The following is an 11,742-nucleotide window of genomic DNA, read 5'->3' on the forward strand; positions in this document are numbered from 1 at the left end:
GCCACCCTTCGAGGAGCACCATGCCCGCACCCACCGCTGAACAGGACGACGCGATCGACACCTTCCGGCGTGGGGACCACCTCGTCCTGCAGGCCGGCGCGGGAACGGGCAAGACGACGACCCTGTCGATGATCGCCGCCAGCACCGGCAAAGGCGGCCGCTACATCGCCTTCAACAAGGCCATCGCCACCGAGGCCGCCCGTAAGTTCCCCGGCAACGTGCTGTGCAGGACGATGCACTCGCTGGCGTACGCCGCCGTCGGTCACCGCTTCAAGAACCGGATGAACGCGCCGCGCGTTCCGGGGTGGAAGACCGGCGCGGCCCTGGGCATCGGCCTGACCATGCGCGTCCGCATCGGCGAGCGCAACGTCACCAACAAGGCCCTCTCCTACACCGTGCTGCGGACCGTCACCCGCTTCTGCCAGTCCGCCGACCCCGCCATCCGGCGCCATCACGTCCCGCGTCTGCGCGGCATCGAGGCCGAAGACCTCCACGCCCAGCTCGTCGACCTCGTCCTGCCGTACGCGAACCGGGCATGGAAGGACCTGGAGAACCCCGAAGAAGGCGCCGTCCGCTTCGACCACGACCACTACCTCAAGCACTGGGCCCTGACGGAGCCGCGCCTCGCCGCGGACTTTCTGCTCCTGGACGAGGCCCAGGACACGAACCCCGTGGTCGAGAAGGTATTCAACGACCAGCGCGAGCACACCCAGTTGGTGATGGTCGGTGACTCCGCCCAGGCCATCTACGGCTGGCGCGGAGCGCGGGACGTGATGAGCGGATTCGACGGCACCGAGCTGGCGCTGTCCCAGTCGTTCCGCTTCGGCCCCGCACTCGCCGAGGAGGCCAACCGGTGGCTCGGCATCGTGGACGCACCCATCCGGCTGGCCGGCACTACCGCGATCAACACCCGTCTGGAGCGCGTCCAGCAGCCTGACGCGATCCTGTGCCGCTCCAATGTGGGCGCGATGGTGGAAGTCATGCGCCTGCTCGATCAAGGCCGCCGTGTCGCCCTCGTCGGTGGCGGAGAGTCCCTGAGGGCACTCGCGAGGGCCGCCCGCGACCTGAAGGCCGGCAAACGCAGCACCCACCCCGAACTGATCCTTTTCGACTCCTGGGGCGAACTCCAGGAGTACGCCGAATACGACCCCTCCGGGCGGGACCTGCTGCCGCTGGTCGACCTCGTCGATGAACACGGCGTGGACGTCATCCTCAACGCGGTGGACCGACTCGCCGCCGAGCAGGGCGCCCAGATCGTCGTTTCCACCGCACACAAGGCCAAGGGCCGAGAATGGGACTCCGTCCGTATCGGCGAGGACTTCACCGAACCCGCCGACCAGGAGGAGACCGACGAGAACGGCGATCCCCTGCCCGGCGCCATCGACGGCGCCGAGGCCCGCCTCGCCTACGTCGCCGTCACCCGCGCACGCCATCAGCTCGATCTCGGGGGCCTGTCGTGGATCAACCAGCACCCCCAAGGCAACCCGGGTGGCAGGCGCGCGCCGCGAGAGTCGGCCGGATCAGCGTCGCCCTGGGACCTGCTGGGCACGTGGCGGACGGACGGCCGACGAGCAGGCACGTGAGACGCGGGCGAGGTGGAACGACGCCGCGAACAGGGCTCCGAGTACGCCCAGAACGGCCAAGACCTCCAGGAGGACCAGGCCGAAAGCGGCGCAGCCGGAACCGCCCGTGCCGACGGTGCTGTCGTCGGTGCGCTATGGCTGCACCGCGGGCGAAGTCGTCATGATGACCACTGTTCCCGCCTGCCGCGTCCCCGGGCATGAGTACGCGTACTCATGCCTGGGGCAGGTGAGGGCCGGCCGGTGCGTCCCGGGTCGGCGGCCTCAAGCGGTGCCACGGCGGCCTGGAGGCGACGGCGCTGCTGCTGTCGGCGCTCCGAGCCGGAGCGCCGCTCCGTGCGCGGCTCGCTTCCCGCGCGGCTCGCTTGTTTCCCACGCGGCGGCTCGTGGACAGCGCCGCCCTGGAGCGGACTCCCGCAGGCCAGGCGTCGACTCCCGACCATCTCAATTCGATCTCAGCCCCCGCCAGGCCATTGCCACCCGAACGCACGCACGTTGTGCCCCACGTGGAAACCCACGCACACATTCCGCACCCGCGGGCCGAGGCCGCCTACCCGCCACAGGCCGCACCCGACCGGAACACCCAGCACACCCACTGCGCCGTGACCGGTCAGGGCCCGGCCCGCCCGGCCGACCCGCGGACGGCCACGGCCGACGCCACCTCACCCGTACCCGACGAGGAAACCGGCGGACCCGACCGGTCCTGGCGGATCCACGTGGTCATGCTGACCCTGTCCACCGCCACCGTGATCACAGCCGCCACCCTTCCCTGGGCATGAAACCCGGCCGGTACGAGACGCGCGCCCGCGTCCTGCGAAGGCCCTGAGCACCATGTCTCAGGGCCTTCGGCCTGCCGCCCTCCGTCCTCGGCGGTCGTGTCGCGGCCCGGGGCGCCGCGTCGTTAACCGGCCGCGGCGAAGCGCTCCCACACCCGATGGGAGGGCAGCAGCGCGACGACCGATTCCAGGGCGGCCGACCCGTCGTCCGCCCGTACCACCCCGGCGGCGTCCGGCGGGCACATGGCGGCGGCGAGAACCTGCTCGCCGTCGCCCCAGCAGCCCAGGGCCTTCGCGTGGCGGTACGCCTCCTCGACCAGCAGCACGACGCGGGGGTCGACGGCGGCCGGCTCCGGGCCCGGGGAGCCGGCGCGGGCGTCCCGGGCCCCGTAGGCGTCGGGCGCGGGCGCGGGAGCGCAGGCGAGGAGCACGGCGTCGAACTCGATCGAGCGCGCCGTTGCGAAGGTCCGCTGCACCTCGAGCGGCTCGCCGCTGCCGTCCTGCAGGTCCTTGCCGCTGGGGCCGATGAGAAGCGGGACCATCCCCTGATCCAGGACGGTCTGCCGCAGGGACCGCAGGTCGCCGACCGCGCACGTGTCGTCGGCGACGATGCCGATGACGCGCCCGATGACGGGCCACTCCCGTCCGAGCTGGGTCAGGGCCGCGCTGGGCGTGACCGCGGCCGGCGGTTCGGACGGCTTCGGCGCCGGCAGCCCGAGGCCTTCGGCCACCTGGGCGCACAGCACGGGGTCGATGTTGGCGAGGACCTGGAGGTTCCGCTCCCTGATGGTCTTCTCGAAGCACTTGCCGAGCTCGAAGGTGTAAGCGGCGATCACGTGCTCACGCTCCACCAGCGACAGGCTGCTCCAGAAGAGTCGCGGCTGGCTGAAGTGGTCGGCGAAGGAGGCGGGGGCTTCACGTACCTTCTGCGCCGCCGGCAGGGGCCGCGGCACCTCGACGTAGGCCCCGTTGTCGGCGCCGGCGAGGAACGGGCAGCCCGCGTCGAGAGAGTTCGGCCGGTAGGGGGCGGCGCCCGCGTGGACCGCGGTCTGGTGCATGCCGTCGCGGAGCATGTCGTTGACAGGGGTCTGCGGACGGTTGATGGGGAGCTGAGCGAAGTTCGGGCCGCCGAGGCGGCTGAGCTGTGTGTCGAGGTACGAGAACAGGCGGCCGGCCAGCAGCGGGTCGTCCGTGATGTCGATTCCGGGCACGAGGTGGCCCGGGTGGAAGGCGACCTGCTCCGTCTCCGCGAAGAAGTTGGTCGGATTCGAGTTGAGCGTCATGAGGCCGACGGGCTGGACCGGAGTGAGCTCCTCCGGGACGATCTTGGTCGGATCGAGCAGGTCGATGCCCTCGAACGTCTGCTCCTCCGTGTCGGGGAAGACCTGGATGCCCAGCTCCCACTGCGGGAAGGCGCCCGCCTCGATGGCATCGGCGAGATCGCGGCGGTGGAAGTCGGGGTCCATTCCGCTGATCATCTGTGCTTCCTCCCAGACGAGGGAGTGCACGCCGGCCTTGGGCTTCCAGTGGAACTTCACCAGCGCCGTCTCGCCCTCGGCGTTGACGAGGCGGAAGGTGTGGACGCCGAAGCCCTCCATCATGCGGAACGAGCGCGGCAGGCCGCGGTCCGACATGTTCCACAGGGTGTGGTGGGTGGCCTCGGTGTGCAGGGAGACGAAGTCCCAGAAGGTGTCATGGGCGCTCTGGGCCTGCGGGATCTCACGGTCCGGATGGGGCTTCGCGGCGTGGATGATGTCGGGGAACTTGATCGCGTCCTGGATGAAGAACACCGGGATGTTGTTGCCGACCAGGTCGAAAGTGCCCTCGTCCGTGTAGAACTTGGTGGCGAACCCCCTGGTGTCACGCACCGTGTCCGCCGACCCGCGCGAGCCGAGGACGGTGGAGAACCGTACGAACACCGGCGTCTCCACGTCCTTGCCCAGGAAGGCCGCCTTGGTCACCGCGGATGCCGTGCCGTAGGCCTGGAAGACGCCGTGCGCGGCGGCGCCCCGGGCGTGGACGACGCGCTCCGGAATGCGCTCGTGATCGAAATGCATGATCTTTTCGCGCAGGTGGTGGTCCTGGAGCAGGACCGGACCGCGAGGCCCGGCCTTGAGGGAGTGGTCCGAGTCGTACAGACGCGCTCCCTGCGCGGTGGTCAGGTACGCTCCGCCCTGCGCGCGCGACGCCGGGCCGGCGCCGGTGGGCTTGCCGGTCGGGGACACCGCCTCGGGACCGGACTGGTCGGGCTTCGGCGGCAGCGGATCCCGGGGAACCGTCGGCTCAGCCATGGGCGGGCTCTCCCTGCCCGGACGGCCTGGCAGGTCCTGAGCGGTGTCCTCGGCGGCGGAATGGTCAGCGGAACGCTCCTGCATGAATCTCTCCCGGACGGCTGGGGGAACATACGTGCCTCGGCTACACGACTAACCGGGATGGAACTTCGCAAACGCCCAACATTCGCCATCCGGGCTAGTGCCCGCCCCCACGGGCGCACACCGCCTCACGGCCGGAGGCTCTTTGCCCGGGCCAGGACGCCTGGCGTGGCGCGGTGTCATCGGCTTTGAAGAGACCACCGTGGCCGGGCACGATCAGGTCCGCGGCCGCCAGCACCCGGAGCCGAGAGGTCCGCAGTACGTCGTGGTCCGGCGCCACCGGGTCGTCCACCGGACCGTTCGGGTGCCACCACAGATCGCCCACGAACGCCTCCACGCCCTCCTCCGTGCCCGCCAGGAGTGTGATGTCCTCGGCGCTGTGCCCCGGAGTGCGGATCAGCCGTAGGGAAGGGGCGAGTTCACAGCCTTCGGCGTCGCGGTCGGTCCACTGGTCGTTCTCGTAGATCGCCTTGTGGTCGTGGACTCGGGCGGGGCCGAACAGCCCCACGTTCATGGTGTTGTCCGGATGGTGGGGGCTGAGCACCACATCATTTCCGCACGCCGCCGGCACCTGCCGTGCTCGACGCGCTGACCACCGCACACGAGCGCGGCGCGCTGGTCGCGGCCCACTGCGCCGGCACGTTCGCACTCGCCGCCGCCGGTCTGCTCGACGGCCGACGCGCCACCACCCACTGGTGGTTCGCCGAGGTACTCGCCTGGGCCCGAGAAAACCTCCACGCGCCACTGCCCGTCGCGGAGTTGGCCCGGCGCGCCCTGATGGGCAGGCGCCGATGCCGGAGAAAGGCCGTCAGCGAGGGCGAAGCCGCACGCGCCGACCCCGCCGCGGACGCCGGGGTTCGCGACCTCCCCGCCACGAAGAAGACCGGGAAGAAACCGACGCGCCACACGCAGCGTGACAGTTGCGTAGAGTCACATTGTCGATACTTTGTGTGCGGATGGTTCGGAGTTTCGAGCGGGTCGGCGGCTGCGGAGTTTGATATGGATCTTGGTCTGCATGACCGGGTGGTCATGGTCACCGGTGCCACGTCGGGTATCGGCCGGGCGGTTGCCGTACAGGCGGCGCGCGAGGGTGCTCGTGTGGCGCTGACGTACTGCTCGCGCAAGGCTGCCGGCGAGCGCGTCCTCGCGGAGGTCGAGGCGCTGGGCGCTCAGGCCCTGCTGGCCCCCTACGACCTGGCGGATGACGTCTCGATCGAAGCCGCCGTCGAGACCGTTGCCGAGCGGTGGGGCGGCGTGGATGTGCTGATCAACAACGCGGTCCCCTGGCCGCAGCACCGTGGGGACGGGCCACCGCAGCGGTTCGAGGACCTGTCGGCGACGGACTGGAAGCCGATGCTGCGGCCCATGGTCGAGGGGGTGATGTGCACCGTTCAGCAGGTGCTTCCATCGATGCGCCGCAAGGGGTGGGGCCGGATCGTGTCGGTGTCCTCAGTCCAGGCGGAGGGCGCCCTGGTGCGGATGACACTGGAGAAGGACTGCGCGGTGGGCGTCCACGCCTACGCCGCGGCCAAGGCCGCGCTGCACGGGCTGACGAAGAGTCTCGCCTGGGAGCTGGGGCGGGACGGGATCCTCATCAATGCCGTACTGCCCGGTGCGGTGCTGACGGAGAAGTCCAGGATGCTTCCGCAGGACGTGCTGGACCATGTGGCGGAACCGGCCGCGACGGGCCGGCTGTCGACGGCGGATGACGTCGCGTCGACCGTGCTCTTTCTCGGATCCGCCCGCAACGGCAATACGACGGGTGAACTACTGCGTGTGGCCGGTGGCCTGTGACCGCGGGGTCGGTGATCGAAGTGGGCGGTACGCCGGTACCGGTGGGACACCTGCTCGCTGGTCATACCGGCGATCCGGAATGGGAAGCGGTCCGCGACGCGTTCGTGGCCGGCGGTCTGGCCGCCGTGCACGCTGCCGCCGGCACGGACCGCGACTGGATCCAGGTCGGTATCCAAGCGGCGAGCTCGGACCGCATCGGTTTGTACCGAGAGCTGTCCGACGTCGCCGCTGGGCTGCTGGACGAGGGGTTGGCGCGGAATTTCTTCTTCATGCACAAGCCGCCGGGCCTGCGCGTGCGTTTCCAAGCGTGCACCGGGGAACGCGAGGCGTTGAGAGCGCGCGTCGAGACGTGGGCCGGCTCCTACGCGGGTGGAAACGTCGCCCACGGCCTGTATGAGGCGGAGTCCCAGCTCTTCGGTGGCCCGAGTGCGATGGAACACGCCCACCGTCTTTTCACCCACGACTCGTTGGCGTGGCTGGACATCCATGGCCGGCGCGGCGAGCAGCCCGTCGCCTCCTGGGCGGTATCCCTGCTGATGCTCCGGGACGTCCTGGACGCGTTGGAGATCGTGGGGTGGGAGGACCGCGGTGTGTGGGAGCTGGTGCGCCGGGAAACCGGCCGGCAGTTGTCGGCGCAGATGCGGGGCCTGCCGGGCCGGGCGCAGGCCGCCGCGGGGGCGGCGTCCTACTGGGCGCGCCCGCAGGAGCTGCGTGAGCGGCTGCCCGTATGGGCGCAGGCGGTGGCAGAGCGCCACCGCACCGCCGTACTGAGCGATGGTGAGCGCTGGCGCACCCAGTACTTCCACACCCCTGCGGCGACCATGGGGCCGCGCCGGGCGGCCGCCTTCTATACCGTCTTCCACTGGAACCGGGCCGCTCTGCCCGCTCTGACCCAGGCACTCCTCGCCGAGGCTCTCGCCGACCCTGCGGACAGCCTGCGGGAGGAACAGTGAGGCCTGCTCTGGCGGTGGGCGCGGTGGGCGCGGTGAGCACGGCGGGGGCCACGGCCGTGGCGGTGGGCGAAGCTCGCGGTGAGCGGGCGCCGAACCCGGTCGTCGCGGAGCGGGCGCTGCTTCGGCTGGCAGGTCTGCCCGTGGGGCTGTGGTTGCAGGGAGGCTGCCCCGAGCTCTTCGCCCGGTGCGCCGACGCCGGCCGCCGCCACGATCTCTTCACCGCTGACGCTCGCGCCCTGGCCTCCTGGCTGAGCGAGGCGATCATCCCGCTTCCCACGCTGGCCCGGCCCGACCGCCGCACCCTGATCGCACTGCGCCGTGCACTCCACGCCGCCCGCCTCCCCCTCGACGAAGCCCTCGTCCACGGGGGCGCCCTGCTGCTGCGCGGGCTGGGAGAATCCGGGGCGGCTCTCCGTCTGGCATCGGTGCTGCAACTGGCCGGGCAGGCGGAGGACGCCCGGCAAGCCTTGGTGTCCGCGTTCGGTGAGGAGCAGGACCGTGTCCGGGACCTGGGCTGGCGGCTGCTGCGGTCCTCGCCCTCGGGACTCGCCGTCCTGGCGCAGGACGGCCAGGCCGCCGAGGACGTGACCCGCAGACTCGCCGGCGGCGAGGCATGGGAGAGCAAGCGGCTGCGCTCGCGGGGCGACCACCTGTGGCGCCTGGTCGGCCGGGCCTGTCTGAAGACCACACCACGCTCGTGGTTGGGCCATGTGGGCATGCTGCCCTTGCGGCCGCACTTCCTCGCCACCCCGGCCACACCGGACGGCTCATGGGCGTCCCCGCTGCTGGCGGCCCAGACTGCCGCCGGCCCACTGCCACGCGTAGGGACGTACGCGTGTCATGAGGTGGCGAACGTCCACGCGGCGGGCGAGCTCGACGCGGCCACCGGTGCCGCCACGGATCCCGCCGCGGTCCGGCTGTCCCTGACGGGCCTGCACTGGCGGGAGGCGAGCCAACTCGCCTGCTGGGTACCGGATCCGGCCGACCGCACCCGGATGCGGCAGCTCACCCTCACCGAGTCACCTGTGCTCCGCGCGGTCACCGACGCCCTGACGGCCGGTCCGATGAGCCGCGAGGTCCTCCTGAGCACCCTGCTCCCTGCCGGGGACGACAAGCGGCGGACGGCGCTGGACGGGTTCGTTTCCCATCTCGTCGGCCTCGGCCTCCTGCAGGAACGCGCGGCCCCCGCACAAACGCTGACCGGCTGGCATGACATCGCCGGGTCCGCGTGCTCGGAGGCAGCCACGTCCGCGTCACGGCCGGGTTCGTTCACCGACGTATACCGCCGTCTGTCGGCTCACGTTCCGGCGGAAGCCGCCGGACGGGCGCAGGCCGCCATGCCGACTGCCTTCCGTCTGGCCGCCCTCGTACGTGGCGAAGGCCGCCGGGCCACGCATCCGGTCCTCGACCTGGTCGACACCACCGCCCGGCCTGTCAGCGAGATCATCCGCAGCTTCCTCGACCTGCACCCCGGCTGGACGGCATCGGCTCATCCGGCAGGGGGGTGGCCCGCCGCGCACGCGGGCGGCGAGGAGCCGCAGTCGCCGTACGGGCGTCTGCTCAGCCGCATCGCCGATCACGCAGGCCGGGTGGGGAAGGGGGTCCGGGCCGGGGACGCCGGTGAGGCGTTCGTCGTCGATGACGATCTACTCGATGAGCTGGGCGCACCACCCGCCCCGATCCTCGGGCCGTTCGACTGTCTCCTGCACCCGCTGCCCGCCCCTGCTCACGGCCCGGTCGCCGTTGTGGAGACCGCGGGGCCGGCCGGCCGACTCGACGCGCGCTTCCGGCCGGCTCTGGAACAGCTGCACGGTCCGGATCCTGACACCCAGGCCCACCGCGACTTTCTGCGCGAGCTCGAACGCCGGCTCGGCGGACGCTTCGTGGAGGTACTCGTTCCGCCACTGTCCGAACGGGCGGCGAACGCGGTACGCCGGCCCGTGTACACGACCTGCTGGACGGGCGACAGCGATCCCGCCGCCTACTACCCCGACGGTCAGCACGGCCAGTACCTGCCACTGCATCGCATCACCATGCGCCGGGAAGGCGAGCGCATCGTGGCGGAGAGCGAAAGCCGGCCGGTATGGCCGGTCTACCACGCCACTCGTACCCCGCTGCCGCCCTGGGACGTGGTCCTGACGCTGCTGACCGCCGCCCACACGCCGGTGCCGGCACGCGCGATCCGTCTCGGCGGCGCCATCGCCGCGTTCCCCGCTCTTGACCATCTGCCCCGCATCACGATCGGCGACGACCTCGTCGTCACCCGCGCCCAATGGCGCGTACGCCGCGAGGAGCTGTGGCACCCCGACGCACCGCCCCTCGACAAGGTGCGCGCGCTGGAGGAGCTGACCCGGCTGCGGGGCCTGCCCCGCTTCGTGTTCGCCGCCGCCGAAGCAGCTGCCAAGCCGGTACCCGCGGACCTGGCGAGCCTTGCGGCCGTCCGGGCGCTGGAGCGGCTGGCACGTCTGGCGCCGGACAAGGACCTGGTGGTCGAGGAGATGCTGCCCGGCCCGGACGACCTGCTCCTGGCGGATAGCGCGCGCCCGGCCGACCGCCTTGCCGGCCGCCCCGCCAGCCGTCTTGCCGACCGCCCCGCCGACCGGCTCGCCGCCCAGCTGTTGCTGCGTCTGCCGCTGGACACCGCGCCCCGGACGCTGGCCGCGAGGCTGGCCGGTGTGGGCCCCACAGACCCCACCGAAGGCAACTCCGCCCCGGTGGCATGAGGAAAACCGGCTCACAGAAGGAGAAAGCCATGCCCCCCACGCTCGAACTCCACGATGTAGACGAACTGATCGAGAGCCTTCACACCCAGGTCGAGGAACTGTCGCTGCCCGAGCCCGCCGAAGGCGCACAGACCGTGTCCCTGTTGTTCTGCACCTACACCCAGTGCCTGACCACTGAGTGCGGCTGACCTTTTCCCCGCACCAGCGCGAGTGAAGACAGCCGATGGCCGGCCCGGCAGTGTCCGGACCGGCCATCGGCCCGCCCGCCCCCACGTCCAGTACGAAAGCCACCGCATGCAGCCCTGTGCCCGCACCGTCCCCACCGAGCTACCGGCCCCGGTGCCGCCCGCTGCCGACGCGGCTCGTGACGACGTCATCGCCGCCGCCCGAGACTCCTTGGGGCACTGGCTGCGGGCGGGCGACCAGGTGCGGTTCGACTGCGGGCCGGCACTGGTCGCCGTCCTCCTGCATCAGCGCACGCCTGATGACCTGACCGCCGAGGCCATGACCATGTGGCTCCGCCGCCTGTCCACGGCGCCCCAACACCCCGGCCTCCACAACGGCGGACTCGCCGCCCGGCTCGCGGGACTTCGGCTCCTTTCCCCGTTTCTGCCCGCCCTCGACTCCGTCGCGGAACAAGCAGATGCCACTCTCGATGCGGCCGGGAGACAAGGACTCTGGGCCACTGAACACGTCGCCTTCACCGACTATGACCTGATCAGCGGCCCCTCAGGCGTCCTCCTCGCTCAGAGCCTCAACCCCGACGGCATGCGTCGCGCCCATGCCGTCACCGCACACCTCACACGTCTGTGCGACGCCGAGGACCTCAACCGCCTGCGCATCGGGGCCTACCGCGATGACGTGCTGAACTCCTGGTGCCACGGCCGCGTCAACACCGGCCTGGGCCACGGAGTACCAGGCATCGCCGTCGCTCTCGCCGCAGCCCTGCGGGTCCGGCCCGGCGACGGCGCCGTAGCCGAGGCACTGGCCCGCCTCACCCGATGGCTCATCGCGCATACGGAGGGCCCCAGCGACCGGGACGGCATGATCCGATGGCCGGTCGCCGACCGCCGCGCGGCAAAGCCCGCCAGGCGCCAGGCCTGGTGCTACGGCACACCCGGTATCGCATGGGCCCTCCATCAGGCCGGCCGAGCCCTGGAACGGGCCGGCCACCCCGAAAGCACTCCGGCGCGTGAACTGGCCCGCATCGCGTTCCGATCCGTATGCCGGCATTACCGGGAAGAAGACCACCTGGTCGACGAGCAGCCGGCGGGAGCACGCCTGGCCGTCTGCCACGGCTCTGCCGGAATGCTCGCCCTGACCGAAGCCTTCTGCCATACCGGCGGGCCGGGCGAGGCCGCTGCCCTGCGCGCACGCCTTCTCGCCGGCCTCACACCCCGCCTCGACGCCGTCACCGCTCTGGCCCGCACCGACATGTCCCTGCTCACCGGCGCCGCCGGCACCCTGGCCGTCCTCCTCGTCACCCTTCGGCAGGCGGACCGGCACTGGATGCCACTGATCGGCCTCGAATGAGCGCGACCGGT

General features: G+C 71.4%; 8 protein-coding genes and 2 pseudogenes. 8 read left to right on the top strand and 2 right to left on the bottom strand.

Going from position 1 to position 11,742, the window contains the following annotated elements; genetic code table 11:
* The first annotated feature begins 20 nt into the window (after nucleotides 1-20).
* Nucleotides 21-1,583: a UvrD-helicase domain-containing protein gene (locus ABZX75_RS28780; RefSeq protein WP_355415562.1), complete on the top strand. Its 1,563-nt coding sequence runs from the start codon at nucleotides 21-23 to the stop codon at nucleotides 1,581-1,583.
* 503 nt (nucleotides 1,584-2,086) lie between these two features.
* Nucleotides 2,087-2,359 carry a hypothetical protein gene (locus ABZX75_RS28785; protein WP_355415564.1) on the top strand — a complete coding sequence of 91 codons (273 nt, stop codon included), beginning with the start codon at nucleotides 2,087-2,089 and terminating at the stop codon, nucleotides 2,357-2,359.
* 122 nt (nucleotides 2,360-2,481) lie between these two features.
* Here ABZX75_RS28785 and ABZX75_RS28790 read toward each other — a convergent pair whose 3' ends face one another.
* Together ABZX75_RS28790 and ABZX75_RS28795 are read right to left on the bottom strand one after the other, a co-directional pair.
* A complete protein-coding gene (locus ABZX75_RS28790; protein WP_355415566.1) occupies nucleotides 2,482-4,647 on the bottom strand; it encodes a catalase in 2,166 nt (721 codons plus the stop codon).
* A 247-nt stretch (nucleotides 4,648-4,894) separates the two neighbouring features.
* A pseudogene (locus ABZX75_RS28795) lies at nucleotides 4,895-5,278 on the bottom strand (MBL fold metallo-hydrolase); the annotation flags it as partial.
* A gap of 26 nt (nucleotides 5,279-5,304) precedes the next feature.
* Here ABZX75_RS28795 and ABZX75_RS28800 point away from each other — a divergent pair.
* From ABZX75_RS28800 to ABZX75_RS28825, 6 genes and pseudogenes are all read left to right on the top strand, one after another.
* Nucleotides 5,305-5,430 (top strand): annotated as a pseudogene (locus ABZX75_RS28800) (DJ-1/PfpI family protein); the annotation flags it as partial.
* Between the two features lie 297 nt (nucleotides 5,431-5,727).
* Nucleotides 5,728-6,522: an SDR family NAD(P)-dependent oxidoreductase gene (locus ABZX75_RS28805; protein ID WP_355415632.1), complete on the top strand. Its 795-nt coding sequence runs from the start codon at nucleotides 5,728-5,730 to the stop codon at nucleotides 6,520-6,522.
* Between the two features lie 41 nt (nucleotides 6,523-6,563).
* Entirely contained in the window at nucleotides 6,564-7,475 is a 912-nt protein-coding gene (locus ABZX75_RS28810; RefSeq protein ID WP_355415568.1) for a thiopeptide-type bacteriocin biosynthesis protein, read from the top strand.
* Nucleotides 7,472-10,198 carry a lantibiotic dehydratase gene (locus ABZX75_RS28815; RefSeq protein WP_355415570.1) on the top strand — a complete coding sequence of 909 codons (2,727 nt, stop codon included), beginning with the start codon at nucleotides 7,472-7,474 and terminating at the stop codon, nucleotides 10,196-10,198. The genes ABZX75_RS28810 and ABZX75_RS28815 overlap by 4 nt, the downstream gene beginning before the upstream one ends.
* Nucleotides 10,199-10,227: 29 nt before the next feature.
* A complete protein-coding gene (locus ABZX75_RS28820) occupies nucleotides 10,228-10,386 on the top strand; it encodes a hypothetical protein (protein ID WP_355415572.1) in 159 nt (52 codons plus the stop codon).
* Nucleotides 10,387-10,492: 106 nt separating this feature from the next.
* On the top strand, nucleotides 10,493-11,731 hold the full coding sequence (locus ABZX75_RS28825; protein ID WP_355415574.1) for a lanthionine synthetase LanC family protein: 1,239 nt from the start codon (nucleotides 10,493-10,495) through the stop codon (nucleotides 11,729-11,731).
* The last annotated feature ends 11 nt before the right edge of the window (nucleotides 11,732-11,742 follow it).

Origin of the sequence: Streptomyces sp. NPDC003038 (assembly GCF_040611115.1) — a bacterium.
In the GTDB taxonomy this organism is placed as follows: Bacteria; Actinomycetota; Actinomycetes; order Streptomycetales; family Streptomycetaceae; genus Streptomyces.

Excerpts from the sequence above, each read along its gene's own strand:
- ABZX75_RS28780 (WP_355415562.1), top strand. The coding sequence starts at position 21 with ATGCCCGCACCCACCGCTGAACAGGACGACGCGATCGACACCTTCCGG.
- ABZX75_RS28825 (WP_355415574.1), top strand. The coding sequence starts at position 10,493 with ATGCAGCCCTGTGCCCGCACCGTCCCCACCGAGCTACCGGCCCCGGTG.
- ABZX75_RS28820 (WP_355415572.1), top strand. The coding sequence starts at position 10,228 with ATGCCCCCCACGCTCGAACTCCACGATGTAGACGAACTGATCGAGAGC.
- ABZX75_RS28790 (WP_355415566.1), bottom strand. The coding sequence starts at position 4,647 with ATGGCTGAGCCGACGGTTCCCCGGGATCCGCTGCCGCCGAAGCCCGAC.
- ABZX75_RS28805 (WP_355415632.1), top strand. The coding sequence starts at position 5,728 with ATGGATCTTGGTCTGCATGACCGGGTGGTCATGGTCACCGGTGCCACG.